The sequence below is a fragment of the Teredinibacter turnerae T7901 genome (assembly GCF_000023025.1).
GTDB classification, from domain to species: Bacteria; Pseudomonadota; Gammaproteobacteria; order Pseudomonadales; family Cellvibrionaceae; genus Teredinibacter; species Teredinibacter turnerae_B.
Map to the genome: position 1 here is coordinate 3,323,592 of NC_012997.1, position 16,421 is coordinate 3,340,012.

At 53.1% G+C, this 16,421-nt stretch carries 15 protein-coding genes; 9 read left to right on the forward strand and 6 right to left on the reverse strand.

Annotated features, from left to right (window positions below):
* The first annotated feature begins 35 nt into the window (after positions 1-35).
* Complete coding sequence (locus TERTU_RS13090; RefSeq protein ID WP_015817678.1) at positions 36-1,322, forward strand: diguanylate cyclase domain-containing protein; 1,287 nt, start codon at positions 36-38, stop codon at positions 1,320-1,322.
* A gap of 72 nt (positions 1,323-1,394) precedes the next feature.
* Here TERTU_RS13090 and TERTU_RS13095 read toward each other — a convergent pair whose 3' ends face one another.
* The 3 genes from TERTU_RS13095 to sbcB form a co-directional block, all read right to left on the reverse strand.
* Positions 1,395-1,841: an EF-hand domain-containing protein gene (locus TERTU_RS13095; RefSeq protein WP_018015307.1), complete on the reverse strand. Its 447-nt coding sequence runs from the start codon at positions 1,839-1,841 to the stop codon at positions 1,395-1,397.
* A 355-nt stretch (positions 1,842-2,196) separates the two neighbouring features.
* Positions 2,197-3,222 (reverse strand): aspartate carbamoyltransferase, encoded by a 1,026-nt coding sequence (locus tag TERTU_RS13100; protein WP_015817862.1) that lies wholly within the window; start codon positions 3,220-3,222, stop codon positions 2,197-2,199.
* A 175-nt stretch (positions 3,223-3,397) separates the two neighbouring features.
* Positions 3,398-4,834, reverse strand: coding sequence for an exodeoxyribonuclease I (sbcB, locus tag TERTU_RS13105; RefSeq protein WP_015819524.1), 1,437 nt, complete (start codon positions 4,832-4,834; stop codon positions 3,398-3,400).
* A 57-nt stretch (positions 4,835-4,891) separates the two neighbouring features.
* On the opposite strand from sbcB, the gene can reads away from it, so the two are divergent.
* On the forward strand, positions 4,892-5,527 hold the full coding sequence (gene can / locus TERTU_RS13110; RefSeq protein WP_015817027.1) for a carbonate dehydratase: 636 nt from the start codon (positions 4,892-4,894) through the stop codon (positions 5,525-5,527).
* 305 nt (positions 5,528-5,832) lie between these two features.
* Here can and dcd read toward each other — a convergent pair whose 3' ends face one another.
* Positions 5,833-6,402, reverse strand: coding sequence for a dCTP deaminase (gene dcd, locus TERTU_RS13115; protein ID WP_015817641.1), 570 nt, complete (start codon positions 6,400-6,402; stop codon positions 5,833-5,835).
* A 21-nt stretch (positions 6,403-6,423) separates the two neighbouring features.
* On the reverse strand, positions 6,424-7,518 hold the full coding sequence (gene apbC / locus TERTU_RS13120; RefSeq protein ID WP_015817047.1) for an iron-sulfur cluster carrier protein ApbC: 1,095 nt from the start codon (positions 7,516-7,518) through the stop codon (positions 6,424-6,426).
* 212 nt (positions 7,519-7,730) lie between these two features.
* Here apbC and metG point away from each other — a divergent pair, with 212 nt between their 5' ends.
* The 7 genes from metG to TERTU_RS13155 are packed head-to-tail and all read left to right on the forward strand — an operon-like array spanning position 7,731 to position 15,628.
* Positions 7,731-9,767, forward strand: a complete 2,037-nt coding sequence (gene metG, locus TERTU_RS13125; RefSeq protein WP_015818293.1) for a methionine--tRNA ligase — start codon at positions 7,731-7,733, stop codon at positions 9,765-9,767.
* A gap of 23 nt (positions 9,768-9,790) precedes the next feature.
* Positions 9,791-10,366 (forward strand): electron transport complex subunit RsxA, encoded by a 576-nt coding sequence (gene rsxA, locus TERTU_RS13130; RefSeq protein ID WP_015818353.1) that lies wholly within the window; start codon positions 9,791-9,793, stop codon positions 10,364-10,366.
* A gap of 6 nt (positions 10,367-10,372) precedes the next feature.
* Positions 10,373-10,975, forward strand: a complete 603-nt coding sequence (gene rsxB / locus TERTU_RS13135) for an electron transport complex subunit RsxB (RefSeq protein ID WP_015818926.1) — start codon at positions 10,373-10,375, stop codon at positions 10,973-10,975.
* A complete protein-coding gene (gene rsxC / locus TERTU_RS13140) occupies positions 10,972-13,215 on the forward strand; it encodes an electron transport complex subunit RsxC (protein ID WP_015819564.1) in 2,244 nt (747 codons plus the stop codon). The genes rsxB and rsxC overlap by 4 nt, the downstream gene beginning before the upstream one ends.
* Before the next feature lie 12 nt (positions 13,216-13,227).
* Complete coding sequence (rsxD, locus tag TERTU_RS13145; protein WP_015820690.1) at positions 13,228-14,277, forward strand: electron transport complex subunit RsxD; 1,050 nt, start codon at positions 13,228-13,230, stop codon at positions 14,275-14,277.
* Complete coding sequence (gene rsxG, locus TERTU_RS13150) at positions 14,274-14,918, forward strand: electron transport complex subunit RsxG (RefSeq protein ID WP_015820570.1); 645 nt, start codon at positions 14,274-14,276, stop codon at positions 14,916-14,918. Before rsxD ends, rsxG begins: the two co-directional genes overlap by 4 nt.
* Positions 14,918-15,628, forward strand: coding sequence for an electron transport complex subunit E (locus TERTU_RS13155; RefSeq protein ID WP_015819786.1), 711 nt, complete (start codon positions 14,918-14,920; stop codon positions 15,626-15,628). Before rsxG ends, TERTU_RS13155 begins: the two co-directional genes overlap by 1 nt.
* A gap of 31 nt (positions 15,629-15,659) precedes the next feature.
* Here the strand turns inward: TERTU_RS13155 and TERTU_RS13160 are convergent, their stop codons facing one another.
* Complete coding sequence (locus TERTU_RS13160) at positions 15,660-16,322, reverse strand: ParA family protein (RefSeq protein ID WP_015820253.1); 663 nt, start codon at positions 16,320-16,322, stop codon at positions 15,660-15,662.
* Between the last annotated feature and the right edge of the window lie 99 nt (positions 16,323-16,421).

Sequence of the window (16,421 nt, forward strand, 5' to 3'; positions counted from 1 at the left end):
ACACAGACATTTGCAAAAGGCCCATCCGCCGCCCCATGAAGATCTTGCTCGTTGAAGACAGCCCCACCCTGCGACACGCTACCAGCACCTATATTCGCAACGCCGGGCACGACCCCATTCTCGCGAAAAGCGGTGAAGAAGCATTGCAGATCGTCGACACCACACCCGTCGACATGATCATTATGGATGTGGAAATGCCAGGGCTGGATGGTTTTGAAACCACGCGGCTGATACGCGAATGGCTTGGCGAACACTGGGTGCCGATCATCTTCGTCACCGGACTCTCTGAAGACGCAAACCTGCGTGAAGGTATCGACGTGGGGGGAGACGATTACCTGGTCAAACCGGTAAACCAGGTTATTTTAAGCGCAAAAATCCGCGCGATGGAGCGCATCCTCAACATGCGCAACGAATTAAACCGGCTGAACGAAGAGCTGGTGCAATTGAGTCAGCGTGACAGCCTTACCGGTTTATTCAACCGCCGCACCTTTGAGGAAAAATCCACCGAAGTGTGGCGTCACGCCACCCGCAGTCAGCAGCCGGTGACCGTTATTCTGATGGACATCGACTACTTTAAACTTTACAACGATGAGTACGGGCACCAGGCTGGCGACCGCTGTATTCGTATGGTTGCGAATGCCCTGCACCGCTGCCTTAATCGGCCCAACGATATTGTCGCGCGCTACGGCGGGGAAGAGTTTATTGCCTTGCTGCCGAACACCCCTATTGAAGGCGCCCAGCATCTCACTGAACTTATCCGCGAAACCGTGGAAGAGATGCACATTAAACACCGCGGCTCAAAAATGTCGGACCGGGTCACCGTGAGTCTCGGCTCAACCACGACAAATTTCACCACTGCAATTGACTTGAATCGCCTCATCAGTCAGGCCGACCGGGCACTTTACGAAGCCAAAAACGATGGCCGCAACCGTGCTACTGTCACTCTGCATTCGCCGGAAGCTACGGTCCTGGTGGTGGACGACGACGAACAGAGCCTCCACACGATCCATCAAGCGCTGGAGGGACACTGTGCATTGATCACTACGCGCAACGCGACGGAATGCCTGCGTTTTGCTCGCGACAGGTACCCGGATATTATTTTGTTGGAAGTTTACCTGCCAGGGGTGAACGGCTTTGAGATTTGTCGCAAGCTTAAAGCGGACCCAGATACATCCCATATCCCGGTTGTACTCCTGTCGTCATCGTCTGAGACGTCGGAGCTGATAGAGTTTGCCCGCCAGGTTAAAGCCAGCGCGTGTTTTCAAAAGCCGCTGGACACGCACAAACTCATTGCCCATGTGCGCAAAGCACTGAAGAACTAAAAAAGCCCTCAGGCTGAGGGCTTTTAGCGATTTTTATTTGATATTCATACTCAGGGCTAGTGCGAGAGTGATCTAGTTAGGCGTGGCTCTCACGCAAAACCACAGCAGACAACTGACATCCTCTTTGACTTTTTTACTGAGCCAGCCGCTCCGATCTCCGGAACCGGGGGACGCAATTTCCTCGCTGGTAATACTGCCATCACCATTCTGGTCGAAGCGTTCGAAGCTCCCCAGGTAGGAGACATATTCTTCACCAGACAATACGCCGTCCTGATCGAGGTCGAGCTTGTTGAATCGCGCTTTCAGCAGCATCTCGCGTTTAGCCTGATCGAGTTGGCGATACTCGCCAAAAGACACATCGCCGGTACCATCACCGTCCATGCGCTCAAATATCTGTTTACGTTTTTCGGATATTTCATCCACCGTAATAATGTTATCGCCGTTTTCATCATACTTGGCCAATAACCATTGATCGTCTGCCACCGGTCCTGGCGCCGCAATTGTCTTCCCTGAAAGCATGAACCCACAGCATAGGACTGTCGCCAACAGCGGGCGGATTGGAAGGGCTATCATGACTTTCACCTCAAGTTCTTGATATTTAAGGGTCTTTCAGCGTTAACAACCTGCGCGAGACCGGCGTATTACATTTACGAACAGTTTAGTGAGCTTGGCGTGACAAGCAGGTGTCACACTTCACACTTTTTGCTTAAAACATAGTCCGATTATGTCTATTATTTAGCCGAAAAGAAAGGAGAACTTATAAAAAGGTGATTTTAAGGTGAAAGAGAGGGATAAGCGGTGAAAATTCACGACAACAAAAAATGATTAGGGCGAACACAGCAGCTCGCCCAACTCACAACCTAATACTTTAGAATCAACCCAATTCATTCAAATCGCGATTGTGATACCAATTCACGTCTCTGGCGTGCTTATCTACCTGATCGACCACATCGAGGATCATGGCAAACAGGGCCATACGCACCAGAATTCCGTTATCTGTCTGGCGGAAAATTGCCAGATTGGGATTCTGATTGAGATCGGTATCGAGCTCGTTAGCATCTGCCCGCGAATCTCGCGGCAAGGGGTGCATAATGACGGTATTGGGCTGACAGAACTGGGTGTAAATCGCCTGGTTCAGACGGAAACGGCCGCGGTAAAGATCGGCCTCAGCTTTGGATGCAAAGCGCTCTTCTTGAATACGGGTGGAGTACACAATGTCGACGCTGGAGATACTTTGACTCAACTCGGAAGACACGGTGACTTTATGGCCGGCGGCGCGCAGGGTTTCGACATATTTTTCCGGCATCGCTAATTCCTGCGGCGATACCAGAGCGACTTCCACTCGATCGTAGAGTGCCAACAACTTACTGAGTGAGTGTACGGTACGGCCGTATTTTAAGTCGCCTATCATTGCAATGCGCAGGCTGTCCATGCTCCCGCCTTTCGCCCGCACCTCTTTCTGAATGGTGTAAAGATCCAGCAGCGCCTGGCTCGGGTGCTCGTTCGCACCATCACCACCGTTAACCACCGGAACCCGGCTAGCGGAAGCAAACTCCGCCACTGAGCCTTCTTCCGGGTGGCGCATGCAGATAACATCACTGTAGCCTGAGAGCACTCGCGCGGTATCGTACAGCGACTCGCCCTTGGCAATGGCTGAGCTTTTGAAACCCGTGGTTTCACGAACTTCCCCACCCAACAAATTAAACGCACATCCAAAACTTACTCGGGTCCGCGTGCTTGGTTCAAAAAACATATTGCCTAAAATCGCGCCTTCCAATACGCGGGTAACGCGCCTGCGCAACGCGTAAGGTTCCATGCTATCCGCTACCGCAAAAATACGTTCGATGTCGGCACGGTCAAACTGCTCGACAGATAAAATGTGAGCTCCAGGAAATTGCACGTTGATTACCTCTGCTAGAGAATGGAAGGGGCGGTGACAAACGCGCGCTATTCTACTGCCCGCAGAGGTTTCACAAAAGCGTAATCATGAAATAGTCGACAGAATTTTACGCAGGCTCAAACAAGCAAAAAAACCATCTATGCTTAGGGTTTTACCCCTCTACCTCAGCGCACCCTTAAGCGCGTAAACCGAGGGCGTTTAGTTGTTCGGCGGCGTAGTCTTCAAGCGCGTCCAGCAGCGCCAGCTTGCCGGGGGAACCCTCGTGTTCGCAGCGCAGGTTTGCCACCGTACTCTGAAATTCCGCGTAGGAAAGGCACCCGTCGCCGCCGTCCATCAACCGCAGGCGAACATGCTCAGACCACTCCGCAGCCTCCTCGTCGCTCAGGGTTTCGGGAAAGTTGCGCGCTTTGTAGCGCAACACCATCGCACTCAGGCGCGCATCCTCGAATACAAAATTGTGTTGCTGTATCTGCGCTGCGGTCGCGGTCCGCAATTGCACTGAAGTTCGCTTGTCCGCATCGCCAATAAACCCGTTGTACAACTGTTGCTCCGGGTCCTGGCGCGGTGGAAAATCATTTTGCGAGAACACCGCCGTAAGTTTGGATTTTAGATCGGCACACTGGAGTTTTTGCCAGTGTTGCTCAGATAGAGATTTATCAATTTTCAACCGGGTTGCTGCTGTTTCATCGAGTAGTTTGGGCGTCGCCAATATAGGGCACTTATTCAGATGAACCAGTTTGAGCGGTATGCGTTCCACGCCCTCGGGTAAATCATCTGCCGCGACGTACAAACGCTGCAACACTTCCTCGGCAGAGGCATCAATCAAAGGCTGCGGGTCCACCGACAAATCAAATACGATCACTGCGTTTTTGTTCACGGGGTGCATCGCCAAAGGCGCTACCAGTGCACTGCATCCGTGCTCGGCAGAAAACCGGGATGATACATGCAAAAGGGGTTTGCGGCTTTGAACATCAATCAGCTCCGCCAGCTTGCGCTTACCACTGTAATCGCGAACATATTGGTATAGCTGCGGCTGCTTTTCCTTGATCAGCTTTGCAAGCGCAATAGTCGCTTCCACATCGGAAAATGCGTCGTGCGCCGCCTGGTGCGCAATGCCATTTGCTTGTGTCAGGTTCTCAAGCTTAAACGACGGGCGACCCTCAACCAGAGGCCACTCAATCCCCTCTGGCCGCAAAGCGTAGGTCAGGCGCACCATGTCGATAATATCCCAGCGGGAATTGCCGTTACGCCACTCGCGTTCGTAAGGATCAAAATAATTGCGGAATAATGCGTAGCGGGTAACTTCATCGTCGAAGCGGAGACTGTTGTAGCCCACCGTACAGGTTTGAGGCTCAGCCATCTCCCGGTGAATACGCGCAATAAATTCGTGCTCCGGCAACCCTTTGTCCCGCGCGATTTGGGGAGAAATACCGGTTACCATTACCGCCTGCGGTTGCGGCCAGATATCTTCTGGCGGCTGACAATAAATCACCAGCGGGTCACTAATGATGTTCAGATTTTCATCAGTGCGCACACCTGCAAACTGGCTTGGTCGATCAACCGCTGGGTTCGCGCCCCAGGTCTCGTAATCATGCCAATAAAAGGTTCTCATCAGATTGTTTTACTCATATTATGGGTGCGTCAGATTCGATTTATACTGGGGCTCACTATGGAACAACTCGATACGCTTTTCCAGAATAACCGCGCCTGGGCTGAGGCCATAAAAGCGGAAGATCCAGAATTTTTTGAAAAACTCGCCAAACAACAAAGCCCGGAATACCTGTGGATAGGTTGCGCAGATAGCCGGGTTCCAGCTAATGAAATTGTTGGACTGTTACCAGGTGAACTGTTTGTTCACCGCAATATTGCCAACTGCGTGGTGCACACCGATTTAAATTGTTTATCTGTTATCCACTACGCGATCGAAATTTTAAAAATAAAACATATTATCGTTTGTGGCCACTATGGCTGTGGCGGCGTGCAGGCTGCATTGCAAAATCAGCAATACGGTCTCGCCGACCACTGGGTAAGGAACATTCGCGACGTGTACTACAACAATCGCAAAAAACTGGATGGTATTACCGACGACAAAGAGCGCGTGGATCGCTTATGTGAAATCAACGTAAAACAGCAGGTTGCCAATGTTTGCCATATACCCGTGGTGCAGAACGCCTGGGCCAGCGGCCAGTCACTCGCCGTCCACGGGTGGATATACAGTATTCAGGATGGCTTGCTACGCAATATCACCTCGGTGGTCGATTCACTGGAAGATGTTCCTGACCATTATCGGGTAACCGAAGCCTAAATTTATTCCGTCCTCTATTTATTAGGCGCAGCCCAATCGTACACAGGCCAAGTCGATCGTTTATCTCGGCTTGGCCCCTGTCATTTAACGGCGAATAAATCGTCGAAAACTATCCTGTAATTATTAACCTGGCAATGAAAATTGCGAAGTTAATAGGCGGAGCATGGCACCACCACCATTGCCCGACGGGCAATGTAAACCCTTGAAATTTTGGAAAATTCACACATTTTGCCAGTGTTTCAAGGGTGTGCGATTAAATAAATAGGATTATCTTTTCAATCGTCAGGTTAATAGAAACAAACCTATCAGGTTTTTGGCAAAGTTACGCCGGTTTGGCCTTGGTATTTTCCACCGCGATCGCGATAGGATGTATCGCAGATTTCGTCACTTTCGAAAAACAGCATCTGCGCGATACCTTCATTCGCATAGATTTTCGCAGGCAACGGTGTTGTATTGGAAAACTCCAGTGTCACGTGACCTTCCCACTCGGGTTCCAGTGGAGTGACATTTACGATGATGCCGCAACGCGCATAGGTCGATTTACCCAAACAAACCGTCAGCACTGAACGGGGGATACGAAAATATTCAACGGTGCGAGCCAGCGCAAAAGAGTTGGGCGGGATGATGCACACATCACTGCTGATATCCACAAAACTGTGCTCGTCAAAGTTCTTGGGGTCGACCACCGCAGAGTGAACATTGGTAAAAATCTTGAACTCACGTGCACAACGCACATCGTAGCCATAGCTGGAGGTTCCATAAGACACCAGCTTTTGGTTGTTGCTATCGTAGCGGATCTGGCCAGGTTCGAAGGGTTCGATCATGCCTTCCTGCTCGGCCATTCTGCGAATCCACTTGTCAGATTTAATGCTCATTCTACGTCTCTCTAATATTATCTAATCGTCAGTAATCGAAATCATTGGGCCCGCGTTACTGGCATTTGCTGCCAGTTGCCAAAGTGACAACGCAACTTTACGAGCAATGGAAAAATACTCAGCCGCCACGGCAGACTCGGGCTCCGCGGCCACTGGCGGCTGACCACTGTCTGTTTGCGCGCGGATGCTCATTGCCAGTGGCAATCGTCCCAACAAACCAACACCATACTCCGCTGCCAGTTGATCGCCACCATGCTCACCAAAAATCGCTTCCGTGTGGCCGCAGTTAGAACAGGTATGGGTCGACATATTCTCAACAACACCCAATACCGGCACATCCACCTTGGTGAACATTTCTATGCCCTTTTTGGCATCCAGCAAAGCGATATCCTGTGGGGTTGTTACCACCACAGCACCCGCCAGTGGTACCGATTGCGAAAGCGTCAATTGAATATCCCCGGTACCTGGCGGCATATCCACCACCAGATAGTCGAGCTCCCCCCAATGGGTATTGTTTAGCAGTTGCTGCAATGCACCGCTGGCCATAGGGCCGCGCCACACCATCGGCGTTTTTTCGGTTACCAGGTTACCCATAGACAATAGCTTAATGCCATGCGCTTCAATGGGGGCCATCACGTTGGCCGCGTGCATCTGCGGCCGTTGATCGCCAACACCCAGCATGTGCGGCTGGCTCGGGCCGTAAATATCCGCATCGAGTAAACCAACTTTCGCACCATCTGCAGCTAGCGCCAGCGCCAGGTTCACCGAGGTAGTCGATTTCCCCACGCCGCCCTTACCCGATGCCACTGCAACAATGTTCTTAACGTTTGCAAGGCTGGCAGTCGCCGTTGCCCTTGATGAGCCGGGTACATCGACCACCCACGCTGTAGTGACTTCGGCCTCATGGCGGGCGCCGATATCAGCGAGACACTGTTCAAGGTTTGCACACAATGCCGGATTGTAAACACCCAACCGCAGCAGCGCTTGTAAGCCAGCGCTTGTCTCCTGAAGCTGAACAATATCCGCCAGAGTCACACCCGCCAAATCTGGCACGGACGTTTCGGCTAGTTCACTGTAGATCGATTGCAGCTTGTCGCTGGTCATAATAGTCCCCATTCTGGAATCCTGTATCAGTAGCCTCGCCGACGGCAGCCGCGCAAATTAGCACTCTGCCTTCGGGTGTGCAATTTTAAATGCCGCAGAGGGTCGTTAAACTCGCCCCACGCATGGGCAAAATAAAGAATCATCAGCCAATTAATGCTATAGTTGCGCGCCCCGCGCACCCGCCGGGGTATCTTTAACAGTGCCGACGGAAGTATTTGATCCCCATGACAGCTGACTCTGCTATTTCCCCAAGAAAAATTCTGGTTACCAGTGCGCTCCCCTACGCAAACGGCGCCATACACCTGGGCCACATGGTAGAAACCATTCAAACCGATATTTGGGTACGTTTTCAAAAGCTGCGTGGTAACCAATGTATTTATGTATGCGCAGACGATGCCCATGGCACAGCGATTATGTTGCGAGCTGAGCAACTTGGCGTAACACCGGAAGAACAAATCGCGGCAGTAAGCGCTGATCACCAAGCCGATTTCGCTGATTTTTTAATCGACTTTGATAATTATCATTCAACGCATTCGGAAGAAAATCGCGAGCTGTCCAGCCACATTTATACCCAACTGCAAAACAACGGCCATATTGCCACACGTTCGGTGACTCAGGCGTACGATCCGGAAAAACAGCTGTTTTTGGCCGACCGCTACGTTAAAGGCACTTGTCCGAAGTGTAAAACACCCGACCAGTATGGTGACAACTGCGAAAATTGTAGTGCGACCTACTCGCCGATGGAGTTGCTGAATCCTGTTTCCGTCATTTCCGGCGCTACCCCCATAGCGAAGGACTCCGACCACTACTTTTTCACTTTGCCGGAATTTAGCGACTTTTTAAAAGACTGGACGCGAGCCGGTCACCTGCAGGATGAAGTTGCTAACAAATTGGCTGAGTGGCTCGACAGTGGTCTGCAGGAGTGGGATATCTCTCGCGATGCGCCCTACTTCGGATTTGAAATTCCCGGCCACCCAGGCAAATACTTTTATGTTTGGTTGGATGCGCCAATTGGTTATATGGCCAGTTTCAAAAATCTCTGCGACAAAACAGAAGGTTTGGAATTCGACGACTATTGGAAAAAAGATTCCGACTGCGAGCTTTACCATTTCATCGGCAAAGACATTATTAATTTCCACGCTTTGTTCTGGCCAGCGATGCTGAGCGATGCCGGATTCCGCACGCCGACCAAAGTTTGCGTGCACGGGTTTTTAACCGTCGACGGAACCAAAATGTCCAAGTCACGCGGTACTTTTATCAACGCGCGAACCTACCTCAAGCACCTGGACCCCGAATATCTTCGCTACTACTACGCGAGCAAACTCACTAACAGCGTGGACGATCTGGACCTCAACCTGGAAGATTTTATCAGCCGGGTAAATTCGGATCTGGTAGGCAAGGTGGTTAACATCGCCAGCCGTACCGCTAAATTCGTTGCCAAATCGGGCGGCACTCTCTCTGCGGTAGTGGCAGAGCCGGCCCTGTGGGAGAAGTTTACCGCTGCCGAGCAGAGCATCGCCAGCCATTACGAAAATCGCGAGTACGGCAAAGCCATGCGTGAAATTATGGCTCTCGCGGATGCGGCGAACGAGTACATCGCCGAGCAAGCCCCCTGGCAGTTGGCCAAAGAAGCCGGAAAAGAACAGCAGGTACTTGAAGTCTGTAGCATGGGCGTTAATTGCTTTGCGGCCCTGATGACGTTCCTCAAGCCGGTACTGCCTGCAACAGCACTAAAAGCCGAGGAATTTTTGAACACCACGCTGGACTGGTCTGACTCTCTGACCTTTATGAGTGAGCACACCATCCAAACCTTTAAACCGTTAATGACCCGAGTCTTAGCGGAAAACGTCACCGCCATGATTGAAGCCAGTAAAGAAGAAGCGCCGCACAAGCCAGCGGAACCGGAAGGTTGGCTCGCCAAGGAGCCCATTGCTGACGAAATCGAATACGCGGACTTCGCCAAGGTTGACCTCCGCGTTGCGCTTATCGCCAACGCCGAACATGTAGAAGGTGCCGATAAATTGCTGCGCCTCACCCTCGACCTGGGTGGCGAAACCCGCAATGTATTTGCTGGAATTAAAAGCGCATACGACCCAGCCCAGTTAATCGGCAAGCGCACTGTGATGGTCGCCAACCTGAAGCCGCGAAAAATGAAATTCGGTATGTCTGAAGGTATGGTTCTGGCCGCAGGCCCCGGTGGTAAAGACATCTATGTTCTGACACCCGATGACGGCGCGGAATCTGGTATGCGCGTGATGTAACCCCTATCGGAGACACGACTACGATGACAGAATTCGCAGTGATCATGCTGAGTACCGTGCTGGTGAACAACTTTGTGCTGGTACAGTTTCTCGGCCTGTGTCCGTTCATGGGGGTTTCGAACAAGCTCGAAACAGCTATTGGCATGGGCACCGCAACCACGTTTGTACTCACCCTGGCGTCTGTGTGTAGCTATATGGTTCACAGTTGGGTCCTGGTGCCGCTCGAGCTCACTTACCTTAAGACCATCTCGTTCATTCTGGTGATTGCCGCCGTTGTGCAGTTCGCCAAAATGTTCATCGAGAAAACCAGCCCACTGCTTTACCGGGTCCTCGGCGTATTCCTGCCGCTGATCACCACCAACTGTGCGGTATTGGGTGTGGCATTGCAAAACACCAACAAGAATCACAATTTCCTGGAATCCACCTTTTATGGCTTTGGCGCAGCAGTTGGTTTCTCGCTGGTGTTGATCTTATTTGCAGCCATGCGCGAGCGCCTCGCGGTCGCCGACGTGCCCGTCGCATTTAAAGGCGCTGCCATCGGTATGATCACCGCAGGATTAATGTCGTTGGCGTTTATGGGCTTCGCAGGATTGGTATAACCGCGCATGATCGAGCTTCTGATTCAACATCCCATTATTGCGGCGCTGATCGCTCTCGGCCTTATGGCCGCAGTCTTCGGCGGCGTACTCGGCTTTGCTGCCGTTAAATTTAAAGTGGAAGGCGACCCGCTGGTCGACCAGATCGACGAACTGCTGCCACAAACTCAATGCGGTCAGTGTGGCTACCCGGGATGCCGGCCCTATGCCCAGGCAATTGTTGGAGGCGATGCGATCAATAAGTGCCCCCCAGGCGGGCATACCACGATTGCAGCCCTGGCAAACCTGCTGGATGTAGACGCGCCCGACCTTGATTCCGAGCACGGTGAAGCGTCGGATGTAAAAAAAGTTGCGTTTATCCGCGAAGATGAATGTATCGGCTGTACCAAGTGTATTCAGGCCTGCCCTGTCGATGCGATTTTGGGCGCGGCCAAACAAATGCACACCGTTATCGGCTCAGAATGTACTGGCTGCGATCTGTGTGTGGAGCCCTGCCCGGTAGATTGCATCGAAATGCGACCAGTACAGCAGGGGCTGGCAGAGTGGAAGTGGGAAATGCCGAAACCCGCTCAGCTTATCGCTACCGACCGAGAAAAGGAGCACGCGGCATGAGTGCATCCCAAATTTTCGCTATTCACGGTGGTGTACACCCCCCGGAGAATAAACATCAATCTACAGCAGAGCCTATTGGCACAATTCCCTTAGCGAATGAGATTGTGCTACCGCTCAGCCAGCATTTGGGTGCGCCGGCAACGCCAATTGTGGCAGTGGGCGACCGGGTGTTAAAGGGTCAGATTATTGCCAGCGCAGATGGTCTGATCAGTGCGCCAGTGCACGCCTCAACATCTGGCAAAGTGGTCGCCATTGAGAGCCACCCGATCCCTCACCCGTCCGGCGTGAACGGCCCCTGCATTGTGATCGAACCCGACCACGAGGACCGGTGGGCAGACCTTAGCCCCTGCGAAGATTATCGCCAGATCAGTCGCGAAGAGTGCCTCGCGCGAATTCGCAACGGCGGTGTAGCCGGGATGGGCGGCGCAGGCTTTCCAGCTGCTGTAAAGCTTAACCCGCGCGCGAACCAACCCATAGATACACTTATCCTCAACGGCACTGAGTGCGAGCCCTACATCACTGCAGATGACATGCTCATGCGTGAAAAGGCCGATGAAGTCGTTGCCGGAGCCCTTCTACTCGCGCACTTGTTGGGTGATCCCGCCAACATCTTAATCGGCATCGAAGACAATAAGCCGGAAGCCATTGATGCCATGCGCAAGGCCACCGAGGGTACCTCCGCAAACGTTGTGGTGTTCCCAACTAAATACCCCTCCGGTGGCGAGAAACAACTGATTGAGATTGTCACCGGTCGGCAGGTGCCCAGCGGGGCCTTACCGGCGAATATCGGAATCGTGGTGCAAAACGTTGGTACGGCGCGCGCCGCATGGCGGGCAGTGCGCTACGGAGAACCTCTGATCAGCCGCATTACGACAGTTGTCGGGCGCTCTTTGGCTCAGCAGCGCAATATTGAAGTCCCGCTTGGGACACCCATTGTTCATGTACTCAAACACCATGGTTGGAACCCGGAAGCCTGTGCGCGCCTGATCATCGGTGGCCCGATGATGGGCTTCACGATGGAAAACGCCTTGGCGCCGGTGGTAAAAACGACCAACTGTTTGCTGGCGCCGAGCCACGAAGAAATGCCTGCGCAGCCACCAGCACAAGCGTGCATTCGGTGCGGCATGTGCGCTCAGGCTTGTCCCGCGTCCCTGTTACCGCAGCAGATGTTCTGGTATGCGCAAAGCGAAGATTTCGACAAACTCAAAGAACACAATTTGTTCGACTGTATTGAGTGCGGCGCATGCTCCTATGTGTGCCCGAGCAGTATTCCATTAGTGCAATACTACCGCGCGTCCAAGGGCGAGATCCGCCGCCTCGATAAAGAGAAAGAAAAGTCAGATCGCTCCCGCCTACGTTTTGAAGCGCGCAAAGAGCGAATCGCACAAATGGAAGCGGAAAAAGAAGCCAAGCGTTTAGCCCGTAAAGCTGCAGCGGAAGCCGCCAAAAAAGCGACCGCCGAAAAAACGACGCCGCCACTGGTCGCTGACGCCGTTACTGAAAGTAAAACTACCGCAGTCGATCCCAATAAAGAGCTGGCGAAACTCGAACGCGCATTAAGCAGTGCTAAAAGCCGCGTGGAGCGCGCCCAAAATGCGCTCGACGCGGCAAAAGCGGAAGGGGCAGACCAGTCCCGAGAAGATTCGCTGAGCGCTCGGCTTAAGCAAGCCGAACAGAAAGTACAGGAAGCGCAACAAAAACTGGATGGCTTCAGCAGCAGTCAAACAACTGTTGATACTACCGCCACCGCCGTAACCCAAAAGCTGGCGCTATCGCCGACAGCACAGCTCGAAAAATCCATTAGCTCAATTGAAAAGCGCCTGCAAACAGCCCGAGAAAAACACCGGGACGCAGTGGCGACCGGTTCAGCCAGCGCAGCCGCGCTGAAACTCGGTGTTGAGAAACTGGAGCAAAAACTGGAAACCAGCCGTGCGGAATTGGCACAACTGCAACAAGCCCCAGCAGATGAACCCGCCCCCGCAAAGACCAATGAGCAAGACGCAGCTCAAGCCGCCATCGCCAAAGCGAAGGCCCGTGCTGCGGAGCAGGCCGTCATGAGTGACGAAGAAAAGCACGCTGCTCAGGTGAAATCGCTTCAAACGCGCCTGACCAAAGCACGCGCGCGGCTGGCAAAAGCCCAGCAAGAAAACGACGAAAACCTGGACGCGTTTGCCACCAGTGTTGCCAAGCTCGAACAAAAGCTCGAACAGGCAACAGCCGAGTTAAGCAGTAACGAGTAACTGAAACAGTTTATGGCATTTATCCGAGTAACTTCCCCGCACACTCACGCTGTCAGTCGCACCAGCGCGGTGATGCAAACCGTACTCCTGGCAACTTTGCCGGGTATTGCTGTCATGGTGGCCTATTTTGGTGTTGGCGTACTCACCAACCTTTTACTGGCCAGCGTATTCTGTGTCGCGTTTGAGGCGGCATTTTTGAAATTGCGTCAACGGCCGCTGGCTTTTTACCTCGGTGACTTTAGTGCCCTTGTGACCGCATTCCTGTTGGCGCTGGCACTCCCCCCCTACTCGCCCTGGTGGCTGTTGGCCACTGGTAGCTTTTTTGCCATAGTCGTTGCCAAACAGCTTTATGGCGGACTGGGTTACAACCCGTTTAACCCGGCGATGGTGGGCTACATTGTGTTGCTGATCTCCTTCCCGTTGGAGATGAGTCGTTGGCCCGCGGCAGTGTCTACGCTGGCCGATGGGCAGTCGCTTCCATCGATTGGTGCAACCCTACAGCAAGTATTCTTCGGTAACCTTATTGATGGTTACAGCGGGGCTACACCGCTGGATGTGGTAAAACAAAACAGCAGTCAACTGCTTGAAACCGTCTACCAGCAGGCTCCGACCTTTCAGCACGGCACAGTCGTTGGCGCAGGCTGGGAGTGGGTAAACCTCGCCTTTTTGGCGGGTGGTGTATTCCTGCTGTATAAAAAAGTGTTTACCTGGCATGCCCCCGTGGCCATGTTGGCGGCATTAGGTGTGTCTGCGGCGCTATTCTATGATGGCGGCAGCTCAGCCAGCGGCGGGTCTCCCTTGTTTCACTGGTTCTCCGGCGCCACCATGCTCGGCGCGTTTTTTATTGTTACCGATCCGGTTTCGAGCGCAGTCAGCAACCGCGGGCGATTGGTGTACGGCGCACTAATCGGCATATTAATTTTCGTGATCCGGCACTGGGGTAATTATCCGGACGCGGTGGCCTTCTCTGTGCTGCTATTGAATTTTGCCGCCCCCTTCATCGACTATTACACCAAACCAGTAACTTACGGGCACGGTAAGCGTGGGGGGAACAAGGAGTGATCGGGCAGTCCATCAGTAAAAACAGCCTGGTGCTGGCGTTGTTTGCACTTGCGACTGCCGGTGTACTGGCAACCACCTATACCGCGACAGAGGCAAGAATTGCTGAAGCGGAAAAACGTGCAGCCGAATCTGCCTTACTCGAAATCGTGCCGCGCGAGCGTCATGACAACGACATGCTCGCTGATAGCCTGCCGCTTCCCGCCAACCTGGCATTAGCCCTCGGCGTACCACCGGGCACACTCGCGAATGTCGCCTACCAGAAGGGTGCGCCCATCGCGGTGATTCTGCCATCGATAGCCCCCGACGGTTATAGCGGGGCGATAAAACTGATCGTAGGTATCAACGCAGATGGCTCCATTGCCGGCGTGCGCGCCCTCAGTCATAAAGAAACCCCAGGGTTGGGAGATAAAGTCGATTTGCGCAAAAGCGACTGGGTGTTGGAATTCAACGGTAAGTCACTGGGCAATCCATCGGTCGACGATTGGGCGGTGAAAAAAGACGGCGGTGAATTCGATCAGTTTACTGGCGCAACGATCACCCCGCGCGCCGTGGTGAAGCAAGTAAAACAAACGCTTCAGCTGTTTCAGAAGCACAAAGCCGAATTACTGCCCACCACACCACCCTCAGCGGAGGATAAATAATGGCAAGCTACCGCGAGCTAACCATCAACGGCCTATGGAAAAATAACCCCGCATTAGTTCAGTTATTGGGTCTCTGCCCGCTATTAGCGGTTACCGGGTCTGTGGTCAACGCACTGGGGCTTGGCCTCGCCACTATGCTTGTGCTCGTGGGTTCAAATATCGCCGTATCCTTAATCCGCAATGCGGTGAGTGACGCGGTCAAGCTGCCCGCATTTGTGATGATTATCGCTGCGTTCACCACCTGTACCGAACTACTGATGCAAGCTTACACCTACGAGCTGTACCAGATTCTCGGCATTTTTATTCCACTGATTGTCACCAACTGCTCGATACTCGGTCGCGCAGATGCATTTGCGTGCAAAAACCCAGTGCTGCCTTCAGCTGTGGACGGACTGATGATGGGCGCTGGTTTTTTGTGTGTGCTGGTAGTCATCGGCGCATTGCGAGAAGTGCTGGGCGCGGGCACGCTGTTTGCGAATATGCACTTGCTATTTGGCGAGGGAGCACGTAGTTGGACACTTCATGTTTTTGGCGATAGCTACCCGGGGTTTCTGGTCGCGGTATTGCCGCCGGGCGCATTTTTAATTGCCGGGTTGCTGATCGCGATTAAAAATATGATCGATAGCCACTTCGAAAAACGCGCCGCTGCTCGCAAGAGTGTCGTGAGCAAAGGCAGTAAACGGGTACGGACTACGGGTCAAATCGCCTAGGGGCGCAACGACCAGCGCGTTCGCAGCAAGGCTAGACCGCTAACGCCTCCGCGGTGTGTACAGGGTTCGCCGGGGGCGCAACGTCGAGCCAGTCGAAAATGGGTTGCCACTGAGCCAAATCAGCGGCTACTCGGGACTCCGGTAGGTCAAAGATTGTGAGCCCGCGATCCATCGCGCGGACATAATTCTGCGTGTCGCGCAGGTTCGCCACCAATGGCGATTCCAAGCGCTCCAGAAATTCGATGAGTATCTTGTAATAGCGCGTGTGCTCCCGCGAGCGGTTAGCCACCATCCCCATCCGAATGCCCGCCTCAAAAATACCCGAACGGTACAGTTCCATCAAAAATCGCAGACAGGCTTTTATGTCCGTTGGCGAGGACAACACGGGTACCAGTACTTTGTCGCCAGCGTGAATGATATCGGCCACATGGTCCAGTGACCAGGCTGCAGGCATATCATGCACAACAACCTCCGCCTCTCCGTCGGATACCGGAGTCTCGACAGTGGTGGCGCGCAATTGAATAGAGGAGCACCGGGCGGGTCGACTGGCCAGCCAGTCGGAACTCGATTTTTGTGCATCGTGATCGACCAACAGCACCCGGTACCCGAGGTTCGCATAATAGCCGGCGATTTGCGTGGAGATGGTGGTTTTGCCGCAACCACCTTTGGGGTTGGCGATAAATATCTGGTTCATAAGCGTGACGGTAAGTCCCTGCGTGGCCAGTTTTGTCGGCACCTCGTAGAAGGTATAGCAGAGAATCGCCCGTTGGCATGCCTTGAACGCAAGAAGTTC